Source organism: Streptomyces humidus, assembly GCF_014649655.1.
Classification (GTDB): Bacteria; Actinomycetota; Actinomycetes; order Streptomycetales; family Streptomycetaceae; genus Streptomyces; species Streptomyces humidus.
Genome location: NZ_BMTL01000056.1, coordinates 1 through 18,275, shown reverse-complemented (window position 1 = coordinate 18,275; position 18,275 = coordinate 1). Strand labels below are relative to the sequence as shown.

Annotated in this window: 15 protein-coding genes and 4 pseudogenes; 11 read left to right on the top strand and 8 right to left on the bottom strand. The window is 70.2% G+C overall.

All coding sequences use genetic code 11. The annotated features are described in order from the left end of the window. Position 1 precedes the first annotated feature (1 nt). Positions 2–760: a hypothetical protein gene (locus IE239_RS38785; RefSeq protein WP_190154144.1), complete on the top strand. Its 759-nt coding sequence runs from the start codon at positions 2–4 to the stop codon at positions 758–760. 377 nt (positions 761–1,137) lie between these two features. Here IE239_RS38785 and IE239_RS42775 read toward each other — a convergent pair whose 3' ends face one another. From IE239_RS42775 to IE239_RS38770, 3 genes are all read right to left on the bottom strand, one after another. Further along, positions 1,138–1,362, bottom strand: a complete 225-nt coding sequence (locus IE239_RS42775) for a DUF2252 family protein (RefSeq protein ID WP_229878699.1) — start codon at positions 1,360–1,362, stop codon at positions 1,138–1,140. A gap of 299 nt (positions 1,363–1,661) precedes the next feature. Beyond that, positions 1,662–2,075, bottom strand: a complete 414-nt coding sequence (locus IE239_RS38775; RefSeq protein WP_190154143.1) for an SHOCT domain-containing protein — start codon at positions 2,073–2,075, stop codon at positions 1,662–1,664. Positions 2,076–2,190: 115 nt separating this feature from the next. Continuing rightward, complete coding sequence (locus IE239_RS38770) at positions 2,191–2,535, bottom strand: carboxymuconolactone decarboxylase family protein (protein ID WP_190154142.1); 345 nt, start codon at positions 2,533–2,535, stop codon at positions 2,191–2,193. Positions 2,536–2,953: 418 nt separating this feature from the next. Here IE239_RS38770 and IE239_RS38765 point away from each other — a divergent pair, with 418 nt between their 5' ends. From IE239_RS38765 to IE239_RS42770, 3 genes and pseudogenes are all read left to right on the top strand, one after another. Next, a complete protein-coding gene (locus IE239_RS38765; protein ID WP_190154141.1) occupies positions 2,954–4,288 on the top strand; it encodes a diacylglycerol/lipid kinase family protein in 1,335 nt (444 codons plus the stop codon). Beyond that, complete coding sequence (locus IE239_RS38760; protein WP_190154140.1) at positions 4,278–4,808, top strand: potassium channel family protein; 531 nt, start codon at positions 4,278–4,280, stop codon at positions 4,806–4,808. The genes IE239_RS38765 and IE239_RS38760 overlap by 11 nt, the downstream gene beginning before the upstream one ends. Positions 4,809–4,838: 30 nt before the next feature. Then, positions 4,839–5,057 (top strand): annotated as a pseudogene (locus IE239_RS42770) (class II glutamine amidotransferase); the annotation flags it as partial. Positions 5,058–5,387: 330 nt separating this feature from the next. Here the strand turns inward: IE239_RS42770 and IE239_RS38755 are convergent. The 3 genes and pseudogenes from IE239_RS38755 to IE239_RS38745 all read right to left on the bottom strand — a co-directional run. After that, the gene (locus IE239_RS38755; RefSeq protein WP_190154139.1) at positions 5,388–7,004 is read right to left on the bottom strand and encodes an MFS transporter; all 1,617 of its coding nucleotides are present in this window, start codon (positions 7,002–7,004) and stop codon (positions 5,388–5,390) included. Between the two features lie 428 nt (positions 7,005–7,432). Beyond that, complete coding sequence (locus IE239_RS38750; RefSeq protein WP_190154138.1) at positions 7,433–8,446, bottom strand: alanine racemase; 1,014 nt, start codon at positions 8,444–8,446, stop codon at positions 7,433–7,435. Further along, positions 8,443–8,843 (bottom strand): annotated as a pseudogene (locus tag IE239_RS38745) (ferric iron reductase); the annotation flags it as partial. The gene IE239_RS38750 and the pseudogene IE239_RS38745, both read right to left, overlap by 4 nt. Here IE239_RS38745 and IE239_RS38740 point away from each other — a divergent pair. The 6 genes from IE239_RS38740 to IE239_RS38715 all read left to right on the top strand — a co-directional run bounded on the left by IE239_RS38740 (position 8,742) and on the right by IE239_RS38715 (position 15,450). Continuing rightward, on the top strand, positions 8,742–9,161 hold the full coding sequence (locus tag IE239_RS38740; protein ID WP_308435455.1) for a histidine kinase dimerization/phospho-acceptor domain-containing protein: 420 nt from the start codon (positions 8,742–8,744) through the stop codon (positions 9,159–9,161). The pseudogene IE239_RS38745 and the gene IE239_RS38740 overlap by 102 nt on opposite strands. Positions 9,162–9,697: 536 nt before the next feature. Continuing rightward, a complete protein-coding gene (locus IE239_RS38735; protein ID WP_190154137.1) occupies positions 9,698–11,053 on the top strand; it encodes an aldehyde dehydrogenase family protein in 1,356 nt (451 codons plus the stop codon). Between the two features lie 162 nt (positions 11,054–11,215). Next, on the top strand, positions 11,216–11,815 hold the full coding sequence (locus IE239_RS38730) for a TetR/AcrR family transcriptional regulator (RefSeq protein ID WP_190154136.1): 600 nt from the start codon (positions 11,216–11,218) through the stop codon (positions 11,813–11,815). 112 nt (positions 11,816–11,927) lie between these two features. Continuing rightward, entirely contained in the window at positions 11,928–13,379 is a 1,452-nt protein-coding gene (locus IE239_RS38725) for an APC family permease (protein WP_190154135.1), read from the top strand. A 10-nt stretch (positions 13,380–13,389) separates the two neighbouring features. Beyond that, positions 13,390–15,042 (top strand): N,N-dimethylformamidase beta subunit family domain-containing protein, encoded by a 1,653-nt coding sequence (locus IE239_RS38720; RefSeq protein ID WP_190154134.1) that lies wholly within the window; start codon positions 13,390–13,392, stop codon positions 15,040–15,042. Positions 15,043–15,090: 48 nt separating this feature from the next. Beyond that, positions 15,091–15,450, top strand: coding sequence for a cupin domain-containing protein (locus IE239_RS38715; RefSeq protein WP_190154133.1), 360 nt, complete (start codon positions 15,091–15,093; stop codon positions 15,448–15,450). A gap of 291 nt (positions 15,451–15,741) precedes the next feature. Here IE239_RS38715 and IE239_RS38710 read toward each other — a convergent pair whose 3' ends face one another. Continuing rightward, positions 15,742–15,996 carry a winged helix-turn-helix transcriptional regulator gene (locus IE239_RS38710; RefSeq protein WP_373308220.1) on the bottom strand — a complete coding sequence of 85 codons (255 nt, stop codon included), beginning with the start codon at positions 15,994–15,996 and terminating at the stop codon, positions 15,742–15,744. A gap of 647 nt (positions 15,997–16,643) precedes the next feature. Between IE239_RS38710 and IE239_RS38705 the strand changes: the two are divergent. Then, a pseudogene (locus IE239_RS38705) lies at positions 16,644–17,887 on the top strand (IS110 family RNA-guided transposase). A gap of 218 nt (positions 17,888–18,105) precedes the next feature. Here IE239_RS38705 and IE239_RS38700 read toward each other — a convergent pair. After that, positions 18,106–18,275 (bottom strand): annotated as a pseudogene (locus tag IE239_RS38700) (TetR/AcrR family transcriptional regulator); the annotation flags it as partial.

Below are 18,275 nucleotides of genomic sequence, written 5' to 3'. Positions count from 1 at the left end.
GATGACGACGAAACTGAAGTTCGACGGCGGCTGGTCCGCGACGGTGACGGACGAGCCGCTCGACCTCGTTCCCCGTCTCCTCGGTACTTCTCTGATCGTTTCCCCCTATGCGGATCGGGTGGAACGCGAGAAGTTCCTCGCCGAGACGTTCGGCAGCCAGGACCTGTTGTGGGACCTCCCCGACGTTTTCCGCTTCGCCCCGAGCGACCGACAGCTGGTCGGGGCTGAATTCCGAATTCCGGAAGAGTCCGCCTCAGCCGAGGACTCGGCCCGCCTTCCCGTCCAGCCCGAAGTACGCCCGGGCGGGCTCCGCGCGGACGAGGTCAAGGACTTCCGGCACGAGATGTGCACGGTGCTGTGCCGCGCTCCCGGCGATGCCCTGCTGACCTGCCTGCGTGACCTCGACGTCCTCGACGAACCGCTGGAAGCCGGCATCGGCATCGCCCCCGACGTGGCGCTCCTCGTCCAGCACGGCACCGTCGTCGGCTGGAGCCTCACGGACCCCGCGCGCTACCTGACCACCAGCTTCGCCACCCCCGACCCTGCTCCCCCCGTCCCGGCCACCCGCCGCCTGCTCACCGAATGCCTGGATCTGGTCACCACGCCGGTGGTCGACGACCTGGTCGACGGTGAACCGGCCGTCCTGGCCCGCCTCCAGGCCGCCGACAGAGCCCTGCGCGAGCAACGCGAGGACCGGCACCGGGCCGACGCCCTGCTCGAGCTGATCGCCACCTACGTGGAGGACTACGGGAACCGGTGAACGAGGACGAAGACCAAGGAACGGGGGCCTGGGTGCGGCGGTCTGTGCGGATCGACGGGCGGGCGCCGACCGTGACACTGCGGCAAGGTCCTCACGGCGTACGACCCGTCGGGCATGAGGAGCAACTCCGGCGCCACGGCGCTGGTCAGCCTCCCCACCACCCCGCACACCGGATCGCGGCGGCCCGGATTTCCCTCTGCATGTGTCAACGCCATCGCCGCCAGGACGGCACCCTCGGCGACGTACGGTTCACGCTCGACCTTGACGGTCCTGCCCTGAGGATCGATCCGTCCATTCGACCCGCTGCATGGAGAGCAACAGGCCGGTCGAACCGCCTGCGACACAAAGCCGCAGGTCAAGAGCCCTTCACCGCAGGCTCAAGAACTGACGTGCGTGAGCTTGTCGAAGACCTGCAGCGTGTCATGAGCGCGCGCCTGCTTCTCCGTGTGCGCCAGGCGGTCACGCTGCCCGGCACTCAGCATCGGGGCGAACTGCTGCCGCAGTTCGTCCATGTCGAAGCGGGTGTACCAGACGTCGAGATTGCCCATCCCGGCGAAGGCCCGCATGCGCTCGCGGTAGGACTGCACGGCCGCCCGTACCACGGACGCGGGTCCGTGCGCTCGGCCGGCGGTGTGAACTCGGCGTGGCTGGACCGGGGTACGCCGGCGCGGGCGGCCTTGCCGCGGGCGGCTCGCTCCTTGGGAGTGAGGTCCCGGGTCTCGACGCCGGACAGGCGATTGTCGATCATTACTGAGCCTCCACTGCGTCCGGCGGGAGGGCGGGGTTTCACGAGGCCGTCAGGGGTGCCCCCACGCGGGGTACCGCGTGATCCGCCCCCTGGCCGTTGACAGGCCGGGGGCGGCACCCAACGGTGTTCTGCGCCCGGACGGGCATGTGCGGGTCAGTGGAGGACCTTCTCCTTGGCCCGGCGGTACTCGTCGTCGGTGATGTCGCCCCTGGCGCGGATCTCGGAGAGCTTGGCGAGTTCGTCCGCCTCGCTGGTGCCCGCGCCAGCCACGGTCTCGCGGATGTACCGCTGCGTCTGTTCCTCCTTGGCCTGGGCGTGGCGCTGTTCGCGCTTGCCCATGTCCTTGCCCCGGGCGATGACGTACACGAAGACGCCCAGGAAGGGGAGGACGATCGTGAAGAGGAGCCATCCGGTCTTGGCCCATCCGCTCAGGTCGTCGTCACGGAAGATGTCGAAGACGACGCGGAAGAGCAGGACGAACCACATGATCCACAGGAAGAACCACATGATCGCCCAGAAGGCCCCCAGAACGGGAAAGTCGTAGGCCAGGTTCACGCTGCTGCTCATTGCTTCTCCTCTGGGTGTCGCCCGCCAGGGCCCCGGCGGGACCCGGCGGACCTACCCGTGCGCCCCGTCCGAAGAGCGGGCGGGACGCACGGGGGCGGTCCCGGTCGCCCTGCCGCTATTCGCCCTCGGTGCTGATGTCGATCCCGAAGGCTTCGCCGATGGCGCGGGCCGCGGACACCACCCGGGCGCTCCCCACCACGGGGGCGATCGCCACGAGCGTTCCCTGGACCTTCTCCAGCGGCACGCCGGCTTCCGCGGCGGTGCCGATGTTGAGGAGATAGGAGGGTGCGGAGGCGTCCATGGCCACCAGGGCGGCGATGCGTGCAAGCAGGTACGTCTCCTGGTCCAGCCCGGAACGTTCGAACGTGTCGAGGGTCATCTGGACGAGCGTCTCGAAGACGGGGGCGTCCGCCTCGGCGAGGGCGGCGACACCTGCGGCGCCTGTCTCTTTCTGGGCCATGGCTCACGTTTCCTTCCTGGTCGTGGTGTGGTGCACCTCCCATGAAAGGCGGGTCTGCCGCGTACCGCCTCACCCGGAGGGGGTGATCGCCACTCGCGGTCACCGGCAGCCGTTGCCGCGGTGACTCGTTGGCTGCGGGGCGGAGCAGCCAGGGTTCCCCGACGTGATCGTCTTCTGACCGCGGGCGGCGATGACGGGACGTCCTGTCGCGGGCGAACGACCTCTGATCCCCGGGCGAGCCGCCTTCTGAAGGGCCCCTCCTGGCCACCGGTTCTCGCGAGGACCGTTCGGCTCAGGTGAGGACGGCTCCCCTTGTGCGAGGGGGGCTCCTCCGGGGAATCCCCCGAAGCGGGTGAGGTCGGTCCGGGTGCAGGCACGGTGGCATGGACCGAGCGCATCCCGTCTGTGGGAGGTCGACATGTCCGGTAGCCGTTCCGCGCTTGCTCCACGATGGGCCGCACGCGTGGCTGTGGCTGCGGGCATCGGCGCGATCATCGTGCTGCTGCTGTTCGCCGGGCTTCACAGTCTGCTGCTCGTTCTCGTGGGGGCCGCCGGGCTGGCGGTGACGGCGGCGGGCGTGTGGTGGGCGCTCGTCCACACCGGCCTGGTCCGGGTGCTGGCCGTGGTGCTGGCCTTCGCCGCCCCCGCCGCCGTCATCGTGCTCTACGTGGCGTCCGGGCTGCTGTGGGTGGTACTCGTCTCGCTCGCGCTGTGGGTTCTGGCCGTGTTCTGCGGCCGCGTCGCGCTGGCAGGCGCTGAGACCGCCCCGGCAGGGACCCCGCACCGCACACCGGCGCCACCGCGGCACCCCTACCTGATCATGAACCCGCGCTCGGGCGGCGGCAAGGTCGGCAGATTCCGACTACGGGAGAAGGCCGAAGCACTGGGCGCCGAGGTCTGCGTCCTGGACGTGACGCACCCGCAGGACGTGGCCGCGCTCGCCCGCCGGGCCGCCGACGCGGGCGCGGACCTGCTCGGCGTCGCGGGAGGCGACGGCACCCAGGCCCTCGTCGCGGCCGTGGCCGCGGAGCGCGACCTGCCGTTCATGGTCATCTCCGCCGGCACCCGCAACCATTTCGCCCTGGACCTCGGACTGGACAGGGACGACCCGTCGACCTGTCTCGACGCCCTCACCGACGGCGTCGAACTCCGCATCGACCTGGGCGTCGTCAACGACCGGGTGTTCGTCAACAACGCGTCGTTCGGCGCCTACGCGGCCGTCGTGCAGAGCCCCGCCTACCGCGACGACAAGACCCGAACCACCCTGCAGGTGCTGCCCGATCTGCTCACACACCACCAGGGACCACGTCTCGCCGTGCACGCCGAGAACACGACCATCGAGCAGCCGCAGGCCGTACTGGTCAGCAACAACCCGTATCGCACGGACGACCCGGCCGGGCTGGGCCGCCGGGAACGGCTGGACTCCGGCGTCCTCGGAGTGCTCGGCGTCAAGGTCGACAACGCGGCGCAGACGGCGGGGCTGCTCCGCGGCCACCGGTCACCCGGGCTCGCCCGGCTGACCGCCCGCGAGGTCGTCGTCGACGCCGACACCGACACGATCCCGGTCGGCGTGGACGGCGAGGCCCTCACCCTGCCGACCCCCGTCCGGTGCCACACCCGTCCGCGCGCCCTGCGCGTGCGGGTCCCCCGCGACCGCCCCGGCGTGCCCCGCGGCAGACCCGCGCTGGACTGGCACGGGGTGCGACGGCTGGCCATGACAACGATGAGGAGGGCGGCGAAACATGCCGGATGACCTCCCACGGCCCGGCCGCCGCGCGACCCTGTCGGCGGTGGCGCGGTCGATCCTCGTGTCGTCCGGACTGGTCCTCGCGTACTACCTGCTGCCCATGGACGCACCGCTCAACGGCGGCACGGTGACCGGCCTCGTCCTCGGTCTGCTCGCGGTGACGGCACTGTTCCTCGGACAGGTGCGGGCGATCGCCCGTTCCCCCTACCCCGAACTGCGGGCCGTGGAGTCGCTCGCCATCGTCCTCCCCGTGTTCGTGCTGCTCTTCGCCACCTCGTACTTCCTGCTGGAACGGAGTTCACCCGGCAGTTTCACCGAGCCCCTCACCCGTACCGACGCCCTGTACTTCACGCTCACCGTGGTCAGCACCGTCGGCTTCGGCGACATCACCGCGCGCACCGAGACGGCACGCGTCATGGCGATGATCCAGATCGTCGGCGGGATCCTGCTCGTCGGGCTCGCGGCCCGGGTGGTGGTCAGGGCCGTCGAGGCCGGCCGGCGCCGACGGGACGCGGAGAACAAGTGACTGTGCTCCGGGGCCGGCGCTGCGAGCCCCAGTCAGGGAGCCTCCCGCTCGCTGTACTACAGCACCCGGGTGGAGGCGCTGCGCGCACTCCACCCCGACGTGGAATTCCTGCAGGAGGTGTCCGACGAGACTCGCCTCATCGTGTCCGAACCACTGGGCGATCTGCGTGGCGTCTGGAACGAGGTCCCCGAGAGCAGCTACGGCGTCGTACGACCCGGAGGTGACGACCTGATCCCCTTCGCCCCGCAACCCGTGCAGGGGCTCCGGCGTCCTCCCCGCCGACCGGCGTCCCGACGCCGCGATCTGCCGCCGGTTCAGCGGGGTCGGCCGGGCACGACACCCCGGTTCCGCGCCTGGATGTGCCGTCCGGCCCGGATCGGGGGCCGTGCCAGTCGTGGACCGCGTGCGCGCACCGCGCACCGCGCACCGAGATGGCCGCACCGGCTCCGGGTGGACGCAAGGCTCCGGTGAAGCGCAGGAACTACCCCGGCCCGCGCCGTCGGCCCGTCTCACCGCTCCGCCGCCTCTGGCCAGGCGGAGCGGTGAAGCGAGGACAGCTCGGACGCAGCCGCCCCGACGCTACGACTTCTTCGACCCTGGCTGGACCTTCGGGATCCGTGAGGTGAAGAACAGCGCGAGGAGCGCGGCGAAGGCGAGGATGGCCAACGCGGCGCGCAGACCGTCGATCCTGGCCTCCTCGTTCGCGTCGAGGGCCGCCTGAGCCACGTTCTCGCTCGTGCCCGCCTCGTCGAGCGCGGACTTGAGGTCCGCGTCCGACAGGAACGGCACGCCGCTTTCGAGTTCGACGCTCGCCTGGCTCTTGACCTCGGCCGGGATGTCCGGATTCTGCTCCACACTGGTGAGGAAGGACGTCGTCATCGCGGCGATCAGGAGCGATCCGGCGAGCGCCGTACCGATCGACGCGCCGAGGTTGGTGACGGAGTTCTGGACGCCCCCGACCTCCGCGCTCTCCGATTCCGGCACCGCGGACACGGTGACCGACCCCAGCTGCGACGCCAGCGCCCCCATGCCCAGTCCGATCAACAGCAGGGGGATCGTGACGATCTCCGCACCGGCGTCCACGTCGAGCGCGGCCATCAGGGTCACCGCGCCCGCGAGCAACGCGAAGGTCCCGAGCCGCACCACCCGCCGCGGCGACACGTCCGGAAGGAAGCGGGGGATCAGGACGGCGGCGGCCAGCAGGGTCACGGAGAGCGGCAGGAGGCGAGCACCCGTCTTGAGCGCGGACAGGCCGAGCGCCACGGACAGGTAGAGCGGTACGACGAAGAAGACGCCCATCTGGACGAGGTACTGGAAGAAGAACATCGTCAGCCCGCCGGTGAGCTGCTTGTTCCGCAGCAGGGCCGGGTCGACGAGCGGCTCCCTGCGCCGCTTCACCGTGCGCGCCTCCCAGCGCAGGAAGAGCCAGATCAGCAGAAGACCGGCCAGCATCAGCCACACGACCAGCGAGACCCCGAGCCACGAAGGCGCGTCGGGCTTCGGCTGGAACCAGCCCCACTCGTCGGAGCGGAGCACGCCGTAGACGAAGACCCCGAGCCCGAGGGCGGACAGCACGGCACCGACGACATCGATGCGAGCGCCTTCGCCGACCGGCGCGTCGGCGATACGGCCGGCGAGCACCAGGATGCCGAGCACCATGACGACCTCACCGGCGAAGACCCACCGCCAGGAGAAGTACGTCGTAGCGACACCCCCGATGAGCGGCCCGACCGCGATCGCCACGGCCCCCGCGGCCGCGACGAGACCGTAGGCGGCCGGACGGCGCTCGGTGGCGAAGTTGCCGGCCACGAGCGCCACGATCGCGGGCAGGATGAGCGCCGCACCGATCCCCTCGAGGAACGACCAGCCGATCAGCAGCACGGTCAGGTTCGGTGCGAGCGCCGTGGTGAAGGAACCGCAGCCATAGACGACGCAGCCGATCACGAACGCGCGTTTACGTCCGATCAGCGCCCCCACCTTGCCGCCTGGAATCATGAACATCGCCATCACGAGGGTGTAGGCCGTGATGGCGCCCTGCACACCCGTCACCGTCGTGCCCACGTCCTCGGCCACCGTCGCGATCGAAACGTTCATGACCGAGCTGTCCAGCGCCATCAGGAACTGGCCGGCCGCGAGTGTCAGCAGAACGGTCCGCGCCTTTGCAAGGCTCTCGGAAGTGTGTGTCCTGGGTGCCATGCGCGCATCGTTCCAGCCGCCCCTCGGGGTGGAATCCGTCCCACCCCGGAGGTCGACCGATTGGCGGAGTCGCTCGCGGCCGTGAGCTGCTCGCCGAGCGCTGCCGGTCGGACGCCCTGAGACGAGGAGCGGCCCAGGTGAGAGGAGATGGGAAGTGGCCTGACCGGCCGAACGCGAACGCGAGGGCGCGATTGCGCTGAGTGCGGCCCTCTCGGGTGCGGCGGCACGGAGTTCGGGGAGTACCGGCGCCGGGAGCGGCCGGCCGGTCTTCGCCGCATGTGTGTTGCCGCTCCTGCGACCACGTCGTCGAGCCGGGAGACCAGCCCGGCGTCGGCGGCGACCGGCATCGCTGTCTGATCCAGGACAACCGCATCGCTCTGTCAGAATCAGCGTCGAACGAGCGTCAAGACATTCCCCGAACCCGTTTCTCACGGCTGTCCGACCAGTGTCACCGGCTCGTCACGGATCTCCGGGCGGTCCCAGGGCCGCGACCAGACGTCGTCCGGGATCACCTCGAAGGGGCGGTCATGCTGTTTCGCGGCCGGGGTACGCAGGTGGTGGGTGCCTCCGCGCAGTACGGCGAACGCGTGCCCTCGGCCGGACTTGATGTCCAGGACCTGGGTGACATACCAGCCGCAGTAGGCGGTGACCGATCGGCCGGGTTCGATCCGCAGCGTGAGACGGGGGTGACGGGCCAGGAGCGGGCGCAGTCCGGCGCCGAAGGCTCGCCAGTCGAACTTCCTTTGTGGGTGCGTGCAGTCGACGCCCATCCCGCCTCCTGCGTTGACCTCGGTGAGGTCGATGACTCGGTGGCTCGCCCAGCCGTCGGCCCAGGTCAGGCCCTCGTCGATCAGAGCCAGTTGGGGTCGCGCCCCGAGTCCGCCGGCCAGGTGGAGGTGAAGGCCCCGCAGTCGGACGCGCGGATCACGGGCGATCAGCTCCAGGCAGTGGTCCAGCTGGGCGGGGTCCATGCCGAAGGGGCTGGGGTGTCCGCCCATGGCGAGGGCGACCTGGCCGATATGTACGGGCAGATTGACGCGCAGCAGGACGTCCGGGGTCCTCTCGCCCAGCAGGGTGGTCAGCAGGCGTAGTTCGTGTTCGCTCTCGATGTGGAGGCGATCCACTCCGGCGTCCAGTGCCTGCGTCAGCTCTGCCTGCGTCTTGCCGGGGCCTCCGAAGGAGATCGGCGCGTCGGGGAGGAGCGTGCGGAGGTGGCCGAGTTCTCCGCCGGAGGCCACCTCGAACCCGTCGACGTGCCCGGCCAGGGTCCGCAGGATCCCGGGATCGGCGTTGGCCTTGGCCGCGTACAGCAGCCTGACCCGCTTCGGCAGTGCGACCCGGATGGCGTCCGCGTGCTCGCGCAGGTCCGGGAGGTCGTAGACATACGCGGGCAGGTCGTCGTCGGTGAGCCGGTCGACGTGTTCGGGCAGTGCGGATCTCACCGGATCACCTCTCGGGGGAAGTCCGCGCCGAGCGGGCTGGTCAGGGGAACGTAGATGGCGTGCCGGTCGGCCTTGCGGGCCCAGCGCAGGAGCAGGTTGGCCTTGGCGGGCAGCGGTACGCCGGACAGCAGGGCGCGCAGGCGGGGCGGCTGGGCGGCAGTGCGGGCGAGGCGTCGAGGTGGTCGCAGACCAGGCCCCACAGGGCGGGTTCCTGCGTCGGGGCGAGGTCGGCCAGCGCGCCGAGCACCTCGGCGGTGTGGTTGACGAGGAGGCAGTACGCCACCCGGTTCCAGCCGTGTTCGGGATCGTAGGTGAGGGGACCCTGGACGTCGTCCGGGAGGTCGGCGAGGGCGCACTGCTGCGGTCCGGGCAGGAGCTTGGTGCCTTCCAGGTCGCGCTGAGGACCCCCTTGACCGCAGTGCGCCTGCGCCTGCGCCTGCGCCTGGAGAACTTCGAGCCGCACCTCGCCCCCTGCGCCCAGGACAGCCTCGACAAGGCGCTCGGGGAGCTGGAGCGGCTCAGTCGCATGGTGCAAGGGCTGCTCGCGCTCGCCCGGCTGGAGAACTCCGCGATCCGGCCGGAGCCGGTCGATCTCGACATCGTCGTCGTCGATCGCGCCGCCATCTGGACGGCCTTCGCCGACGAACAACAGGTCGGCATCACCGTCTCCGGAGCCAGAGCCGTCCGGGTGTGGGCGGCTCGAAGGCGGCGCTGACGATGTTGACCACGCAGTGCGCCAAAGGAGCTCAAGGACATTCGCGTCAACGCCGCCGACCCCCGGCCTCGATGCCGCTCCGCTCCCCGGTGCCCGTCCTGGTGCTGACCTCAGACCGCGACGACTGGTCGAAACTGTGCGGCGACCGCGTACAGATCAAAGACGTCTGAACTTGGCTGTACCCCCGTAGCGTCCCGGCGTGCTGGACGAAGCAGCGCCCCGCCGGTCGAGGCAACTGACCTACAGGGCGCTGCTTCATCGATGCCGTCGGCCCTGAGGCCGCTCGGACCGGCGCGGCGCGCCAGGCCGGCCACCACCCTGAGGCGGGTCGCCCCCTGGGCGCCGCGGGCCTGCTCTCCGATCGGGGCCCCCGACGTCACGCGGGGTTCCCGGCGGGGAACCCGTCATTCTGTGTCACTTGACACACTCGGGTGGCGGCCCGAGACTGTCCCGACCGGAGTGCCGTCTGGGGCGATCTGCGTCGCGCAGGCCCCTGCCTCCCGCTCTTGCCGCCTTCTGGAACGGAACCGGAGAACATGCCCGACAGCATTCGCTACGCCGTCACCGACCCCGCCACCGGCGAGACCGCCGCCGTGTACGAAATGGCCACCGACGCCGAGGTCGCCGCCTCCGTCGAGGCCGCCCATCGGGTGGCCGGGGGCTGGGCACGTACCACCACGGTCGCGGAGCGTGCCGCGCTGCTGCGCCAGGTCGCCGAGCTTCACGGCGAGCGCCGCACCGAACTCGCCGAGATCATCGTCAGCGAAATGGGCAAGCCGCTCGCTGAGGCGGAAGGAGAGATCGACTTCTGCGTCGACATCTACGGCTACTACGCCGACCATGCCGCGGGATTCCTCGCCGACCAGCCGCTCCCGCTGCTCCGCGGCGAGGGAAGCGCGCTGGTACGTCGCGGTCCGGTCGGCGTGCTGCTCGGGATCATGCCGTGGAACTTCCCGGCCTACCAGGTCGCGCGGTTCGCGGCTCCCAACCTCGCCGTCGGCAACACCATCGTCCTCAAGCACGCCCCGCAGTGCCCTGCCTCCGCTGCCGCCCTGCAGAAGATCTTCCTGGACGCGGGCTTCCCCGAGGGGGCCTACGCCAATGTCTACGCGACGAACGAGCAGGTCGCCGACGTGATCGCCGACCCGCGCGTACAGGGGGTCTCGCTGACGGGATCCGAGCGGGCGGGCGCCGCCGTCGCCGAGATCGCAGGACGTCACCTCAAGAAGGCCGTGCTCGAGCTCGGCGGCTCGGACCCGTTCATCGTCTTGTCGACCAATGATCTGGACGCCGTCGTCGAGGCGGCTGTCGCCGCCCGGCTCGACAACGTGGGCCAGGCCTGCAACGCCGCCAAGCGATTCGTCGTCGCGCAGGACCTTTACGAGGAGTTCGTCGCCAAGTTCAGCGAACGGCTGCTCGCCGCGTCGCCCGCGGCGCCGCTCGCCTCCTCCGCCGCGGCCGCAACGCTCGCCGCGCAGGTCGAGCGTGGGGTCATGGAAGGGGCGAGGAGCGTCAGTGCCGGTGAGCGGTACGGCGCGTTCTTCCCCGCCACGGTCCTCACCGGCCTCACCCCCGGACAGGGCGCCGCACGCGAGGAATTCTTCGGGCCCGTCGCGATGGTCTTCCCGGCCGCGGACGAGGACGATGCGGTCAGGATCGCCAACGACACGCCGTACGGCCTGGGCTCGTACGTGTTCACCACCGACCCGGAGCAGGCCGAGCGGGTGGCGGACCGGATCGAAGCCGGGATGGTCTTCGTCAACGGGGTGGGCGCGGAAGGCGCCGAACTCCCCTTCGGCGGGATCAAGCGCTCCGGGTACGGCCGCGAACTCGGCCCGCTCGGCATCGAGGAGTTCGTCAACAAGAAGCTGATCAGGACAGTACGGAAGTGACGCGCGCATGGCGTGCGAGCGCTTCTTCTGAGTCTATTGACACAGTCGGGCGACTCATAAAGACTGCTGGTATCGCCCGCCGAAGAAGGAACGGTGGCATCAGCACGTTCCGTCGGCCGTCACAACCGCGGGCCGACGGAGAAACACGGGAGCGTGAGCGCAATGGCGCGGATCAGTGCCGAGGAACGGCGCGAGCAGTTCGTCCGGGCCGCGATCGAGATCATGGCGGCGGAGGGACTGGAAGCCGCGACCACGCGGCGCATCGCCGACCATGCCGGAGCGCCGCAGGCGCGCTTCCACTACGCCTTCCGCGACAAGGACGAACTCCTCGTCGCCGTCGTGGAGGAACTGGCGAACCGTTTCCAGAAGTTGATGGACGCGTCGGTCAACCCGGAGCGTGGGCTCTCCGCCACCCTGCGGGCGATGATCGAGTCGTTCTGGGAACATGCGGTCGGTGACGAGGGCCTGCAGCTCATGCAGTACGAACTCGCCGTTCACACCCGCCGCAAGCCGGGCCTGGAGTGGCTGGCCGAGCGGCAGTACGAACTGCTGCTCACCGCCGTCGTCGAACGCCTCGACCAGGCCGCCGAAGCCTCGGGCACACCGGCCGACACCGCCGCCCTGGCCCGCTTCCTCGTCGCCCTCGGTGACGGACAGCTCCTCCAGTACCAGGCACTGCGCCAACCCGGCGCCAAGGAACGGGACATCGACCTCACCCACCGGCTCGCCCTCACCCTCGCCGGACTGGACCGCAAGGCCTGATCTCCGAGCCGCTCACCGAACCTCCCGCACGGCACCGCATTTCCCTGCCCCGGTGTGCCCGCAGGGCCGCTGAGGCGTGCCCTCGGGCCCCGCCCCAGAACACAGGAGCGCCATGTCCCGGTCCACCCCTGCCCAGACACCGCAAGCCGCCACCACCGAAGCAACCCTGCGTCGGGACAGCATCGGCGCCGGTCACCTGGTCTTCTTCACCGTCGCCGCCGCGGCCCCGCTGACCGTGCTCGCGGGCTTCGCACCCCTGGCCTTCATGGTCGGCGGCACCGCCGTCCCCGCCGGCTTCGCCGCCGCCGGGCTTGTCTACCTGCTCTTCGCCGTCGGCTTCACCACCATGGCCCGGCATGCGCCGGGCGCCGGTGCCTTCTACGCCTACATCTCGCACGGCCTCGGCAAGGCCGTCGGGGCGGGCGCCGCCGCCATCGCCTACCTCGGCTATCTCGGCGGGCAGATCGGCTTCACCGCCTCGGCCGGACTCTTCGCCGCCACCGCCGGCCAGACGCTGTTCGGAGTGAGCCCGCACTGGCTGGTCTGCGCCCTGTCCATCACCATCCTCGTCGGCTACCTCGGTCACCGCCGGGTCGACATCGGCGCACGGGTCCTCGCCGGGCTGCTCATCGCCGAGGTCGCCGTCCTGGCCGTGTTCTGTGTGGCGGTACTGCTGCGCGGCGGCCACGAGGGCATCTCCGTCGAGGTGTTCACCCCGTCCGCCTTCGCCACCACCACGATCGGCGGCGTGTTCGTGATCGCCTTCGTGGCCTTCGTCGGCTTCGAGCAGACCGCCATCTACAGCGAAGAGGTACGCGACAAGCGCCGTACCGTCCCGCGCGCCACCTACCTGGCCGTCGGCTTCCTCGCCGTCGCCTACACCTTCTGCTCCTGGGTCATCTGGCTCGCCGCCGGACCGCACCGGCTCGGCGAACTGCTCGCCGGCGACCCGTCCACCCTCGTCCTCGCCCTGGGTGACGAGTACATGGGCGAGGTGATGGTCCGCGTGATGCAGGTCCTGCTCGTGACCAGCTTCGTCGCGGGTGTGCTCGCGCTGCACAACGCGACCACCCGATACCTGCACACCATGGGGAAGAGCGGCATCCTGCCGGCCGCCCTCGGCCAGGTGAATGCGCGTACGGGGACACCGGGCGTCGCCGGGCTGTTCCAGGCCGGTGTCGTGCTGGCCGCGCTCGCCGTGTTCGGCCTCGCCGGGGCCGATCCCTACACCCAGATCATCCCGTGGACCAACACGCCCACCCTGATCGGTGTCGTCCTGCTGCAGATCGCCACGTCCGTCGCCGTCGTCCGCTACTTCCGGCACCCCGACCGCCGCACGCTGGAGTCCAGCTGGCACCGCCTGCTCGCCCCCGTGCTCTCCGCCGTGCTGCTCACCGCCGCGCTGACGCTGATCTTCGCCAAGATGGGCCTGCTGACCGGCATGGGGCACTGGGGCAATCTCTTCATCAACCTCCCTCTGGTCGCCGCCTTCGCCGTGGTCGCGCTGCGGGAACGCCGTCGCACCCGCGCCCAAGCCTCCTGGATCACCCCCCGAACCGATTGAGCACCTCACCATGAACGACCACCCCACCCCCGGCCACCCGGCCGCCGACTATGCATGGTCCCGCTCCGGCGGCCTGACCGAGAAGCCGGGTGCCGTGCCAGGGACCACGGAACTCTGGCTCTACGCCGACGAGTTCAGCTATCTGCCCGGCGGCGAGGTCGCGCTGCACGTGCACACCACCGCACACTCCTACGACCTGGAGATCCTGCGCGACGGCGCCGAGCCGGTCACCGTCGCCCAATACGAAGGGCTGCCCGGCAAGGCCCACGCCACCCCGCCCGACGCATACGAAAAAGGCTGCGGCTGGCCCGTCTCCCTCACCGTCCCGGTGGCCCAGGACTGGCTCTCCGGCTTCTACCTCGTCGTCGCCCGCACCCGCGACAAGCGCGGTCGCACGGTCGAGGCCGAGGGCTTCTTCGTGGTCCGCGCGCCCGAGGACCGGCGTGCCCCGATGGCGCTGATCCACACCACCGGAACCCTCCTCGCGTACAACGACTGGGGCGGCGCCAACCACTACCGCGGCCTTCCCGACGGTCACCTGAACGACGTCCCTTCCCCGGTCGTCTCCCGGCTGCGGCCCGTTGCCCGCGGAATGCTGCGCAAGCCCGACAGCGCACCGCGCAACATCCACACCGACACCCCGCCGCCCGGCTGGACCCCGCGCCACCCCCCGTACGAGTGGGCGGCGGCGGCCGGTTATTCCCGCCACCACGCGGACGCCTTCTGGGCCACGTACGAGCGGCCCTTCACCGTCTGGGCCGAAGGTGGGGGCTACCGCTTCGACCACCTCACCCAGCACGACCTGCACGCCGACCCGGCCGTCCTGGACGGCTACCGCTGCGCCGTGATCGTCGGCCATGACGAGTACTGGACCTGGGAGATGCGCGACGCCGTCGACCGGTTCACCGCGAACGGCGGCCATCTCGCGCGCTTCGCAGGGAACTTCGTCTGGCAGACACGTCTGCAGGACGGCGACCGGGAAGGCGACACTCAGCAGGTCTGCCACAAGGTCCCGCAGGACGACCCGCTCTACGGCACGGACCGCCAGGACCGCACCACCACCGCCTGGGACTGGGAGCCGATCGGCCGCCCCTCCGGTACCACGATGGGTCTGTCGGGCATGAAGGGCGGCTACAACCGCTACGGCTCCGCCATGCCCCGCTCCACCGGCGGCTACACCGTCTACCGCCCCGAACACTGGTCCCTCGCCGGCACCGACCTCTACTACGGCGACACTTTCGGCTCCGCCCCCGTCTGCGTCGCCGCCTTCGAGGTGGACGGCGCCGACTACACCTTCCGCCACGGCCTGCCCTACCCGACCGGCGCGGACGGCACCCCGGCCCACCTGGAGATCATCGCCATGGCGCCGGCCGTCTCAGGAGGTGAGGACCGCTGGTCCGGGCGCGTCCCGATCGGTGCCCCCGCGCACGAGGTCGCGGGCCTCATCGAGCTGATGTACGACGGCAATCCGCCCGAGCACCTGCGTCACCAGGGCTACGGCGCCGCCATGGTCGCCTGCTTCCAGCAGGGTGAGAACGGCGGCACCGTCTTCAACTCCGGCTCGACGGAATGGGTCAGCGGACTGATCCACCGCGACCCCTTCACCGAGACCATCACCCGCAATGTCCTCGACCGCTTCACCGCGGTCCAGCCGCGGCAGTGACAGCAGCAGCACCGCAGCACCGCAGCACGCACAGCAGGAGAGCAAGCCATGAACATCCACAGCGTCGTCCCCGTCTCCCTCACGGGCGGCACCCCGATTGTTCCCGAGTGGACGCCCGGCGAGGCGTCCGAAGGCTGGCGGGAGACCGAGTACCGCAGCTTCGCTTCCGCCGACGGCCGCCTGTTCGGCGGCGGCTGGGAGGGCGAACCCGGCACCCTCCGCCTCGACCCCTATCCGTACGACGAGATCTGCGTCATGATCTCCGGCCGGGTCGCCCTCGTCGACACCGAGGGAGGCCGCCGCGAGTTCGGAGCCGGCGAAGTCTTCTTCGTCCCGCGCGGATTCCGGGGCGTCTGGGAGACGCTGGAGCCGTCGAGGAAGTTCTTCTTCGCCTACCAAGGCGCCTGAGCGAGCGGCGAGCGCGGCGACCTGCGGCACCGGTTCGACGGCCCAGCCCTGGCGGCCGGAACGGCGGTGACGCCGTCAGGGACGGTGCCGTGACGACGCATCGGTGGATCTGCTAGCAGGTTCTGTCCACGTGTGCTGTGGTGCGAGGCCCTCCTTCGGGGCAGGTGTCGCCAGGCCGGGCGACACCTGTGTTCCTCCCTGGCAGGGCGGCAGCCCGCCCCGCGGCGGGGTCGAGCAGCACAGCCGGCAATCTCCCGTATGCGCCTGGCCGAGCCCAGCGGGCGCTGCGGCTCAGGAACGGGAGGAGGAGAGCGTGGTGCCGGCCTGGGCGCGGTAGGCGCGGATCTCGTGGTAATGGGCGGCGGCCCAGCCGATCAGCCGCATGACGATCTCGTGCAGGCCGCGGCCGAGCGGGGCGAGCGCGTACTCCACACGCGGCGGCACCTCGGCGTAGGCGGTGCGCGTGATCAGGCCGTCCTCCTGGAGCTGGCGCAGCGTGTGGGTGAGCATGCGCTGGGAGACGCCGAGGTTCGACCTACAGACGATCCGACTCCGCGTTATCTGTAAATGGTGGACACAAGGCAGGGCCAGCCGGCGATCTTTCGCTGCCGTGATCGAGAAAGGGGTGCTGCCAGCTCGCCCAGGGCCGGATTAGCAGCACGCCTTCCACACCTGAAAACTAGTCAGAACGTGCGTCACACATGCGTCGTGTTCGTCAAACGCGCGTCACGCATACGTCAAGATATCACCCGTAACGCCACAGGCGCACATAACACACCCGATAAAACAGCAGGTCAGGAACCCTTTGCCGCGGGCTCAAGGATCGCGACACACTCAACATGATGCGTCATCGGAAAGATGTCGGCCTGAGCAGATGCTGCGAAATCCCAGGTCAGCGACTCAGCGCACCTTCGGTGCGCGCCGGGGGCGTGGTAAATCCTGTGGCGCGCGCCGAGGTGCTTCTTGTCTGCCCTGACGGGGGCTGGTGTCGGTGCGGGACGCTGATGAGGTTCGTTCCGGCCGAAACCGACAGCTCTGTGATGCCGGTGAGCTCGCAGGTCGGCATGGTGCCGAGGGCCGTCCACGGGAACCGTGGAGTGTTGCTGTGAGCACGCGCGTCAGAATTCCTGTTCCACCCTGGCCCTCCCGGAACGGCGAGCTGTCCGGCCGTCGGTGAGGGAGGGAGCAAGGCCGTGGACGTGCTGCACGAACGCTGCGCCGGCCTCGACATCAGCAAGAAGGACGCCAAGGCGTGCGTCCGCACCCCGAGCACAAAGCGACGGGGGTCGTTCATCACCCAGACCACGACCTGGGGTTCGACGACGAACCAGGTCCTCGCGCTGCGGGATCACCTGCTGGCCGCCGGGGTGACGCTGGTGGTGATCGAGGCGACCTCGGACTACTGGAAGCCCTTCTACTACCTGCTGGCCGAAGACCTGAACGTGATCCTGGTCAACGCCCGGCAGGTCAAGAACCTGCCCGGCCGCAAGACGGACGTCTCCGACGCCGCCTGGCTGGCGCAACTGGGCGCGCACGGCCTGGTCCGTGCCTCGTTCGTGCCGCCCGCACCGGTGCGCGAGCTGCGGGATCTGACCCGGGCCCGCACTCAGATGACCCGCGAACGGGGGCAGATCGTGCAGCGGCTGGAGAAGCTGCTGGAGGACACCGGGATCAAACTCGCAGCGGTCGCCTCCGACATCATGGGCGTCTCCGGCAGGGCCATGCTGGAGGCCCTCATCGGCGGGGAACGCGACCCGCAGACGCTCGCGGACCTGGCCGGACGCAAACTCCGCAACAAGATCCCCGAACTCACCGAGGCCCTGACCGGACGCTTCCGCGCCCACCACGCCTTCCTCACCCGGCTGCACCTGGACCACTACGACCAGCTCACCGATGCCATCAGTCAGCTGGATGAGCGGATCGAGGAGGCGATGGCCCCCTTTCGTCCCGCCCTCGACCTGCTCGACACCGTCCCCGGGATCAACCGGGCCGTCGCCGAAGTGATCATCGCGGAGACCGGCGGGGACATGACCCGGTCGCCTCGGCCGGGCACCTGGCGTCCTGGGCCGGGGTCTGCCCAGGCCACCACGAGTCCGCCGGCCGCAGCAAAAACACCAAGGTCCGCCCCGGCAACCCGTACCTCAAGGGCGCCCTCGGACTCGCCGCCTTCGGCGCAGCGAGAACCAAGGACACCTACCTACAAGCCCGCTACAAGCGGCTGACCGCCCGCCGCGGACCGATGAAAGCCCTGGTCGCCGTGGAGCACTCGATCATCACCTCGATCTGGCACATGCTCACCGACAACGTCCCCTACCGCGAACTCGGCGGCACCTACTTCGCCCAGCGCAATCCCGAACGCGCCACCCGCCGCGCGATCACCGCCCTCAACCAGCTCGGCTACACCGTCACCCTCAACCCGATCGAAGGCGAAGCCTGACCGTTCACAGACCAAGTGCCCGGCGGCCCCGACGGCCACCGGGCGCCCAGCCCTGCCCAAACAACCCCTGACCTGCACCTATTTACGCGTCAGAGCGCTATGTCGGCTCTCTGCCTCCCTCTCCACCTGCGCAGAGCGTCAAACGAGCGTCATGACGACCGGCTCGTCACTTCCCCGGGGACCGGACTGCCGCCCCGACGCGGCCACCGCGCCCGTGCTCAACCTGCTTCCGTCAGGGCTGCGTGCGCGGCGGCGAGGATCTCCCCGGAGAGCGGAGAGCCCTTGGTGGCACGGGACAGGACCAGCGCGCCGAACAGCGTGCAGAGCCGGACGATGCCGTCCTGGTCGTCACCGGCCAGGAAATCGGCGAAGTCGGCCACCCCCTCGG

Excerpts from the sequence above, each read along its gene's own strand:
- IE239_RS38755 (WP_190154139.1), bottom strand. The coding sequence starts at position 7,004 with ATGGCACCCAGGACACACACTTCCGAGAGCCTTGCAAAGGCGCGGACC.
- IE239_RS38765 (WP_190154141.1), top strand. The coding sequence starts at position 2,954 with ATGTCCGGTAGCCGTTCCGCGCTTGCTCCACGATGGGCCGCACGCGTG.
- IE239_RS38715 (WP_190154133.1), top strand. The coding sequence starts at position 15,091 with ATGAACATCCACAGCGTCGTCCCCGTCTCCCTCACGGGCGGCACCCCG.
- IE239_RS38785 (WP_190154144.1), top strand. The coding sequence starts at position 2 with ATGACGACGAAACTGAAGTTCGACGGCGGCTGGTCCGCGACGGTGACG.
- IE239_RS38770 (WP_190154142.1), bottom strand. The coding sequence starts at position 2,535 with ATGGCCCAGAAAGAGACAGGCGCCGCAGGTGTCGCCGCCCTCGCCGAG.
- IE239_RS38720 (WP_190154134.1), top strand. The coding sequence starts at position 13,390 with ATGAACGACCACCCCACCCCCGGCCACCCGGCCGCCGACTATGCATGG.
- IE239_RS38775 (WP_190154143.1), bottom strand. The coding sequence starts at position 2,075 with ATGAGCAGCAGCGTGAACCTGGCCTACGACTTTCCCGTTCTGGGGGCC.
- IE239_RS38760 (WP_190154140.1), top strand. The coding sequence starts at position 4,278 with ATGCCGGATGACCTCCCACGGCCCGGCCGCCGCGCGACCCTGTCGGCG.
- IE239_RS38735 (WP_190154137.1), top strand. The coding sequence starts at position 9,698 with ATGCCCGACAGCATTCGCTACGCCGTCACCGACCCCGCCACCGGCGAG.
- IE239_RS38725 (WP_190154135.1), top strand. The coding sequence starts at position 11,928 with ATGTCCCGGTCCACCCCTGCCCAGACACCGCAAGCCGCCACCACCGAA.
- IE239_RS38730 (WP_190154136.1), top strand. The coding sequence starts at position 11,216 with ATGGCGCGGATCAGTGCCGAGGAACGGCGCGAGCAGTTCGTCCGGGCC.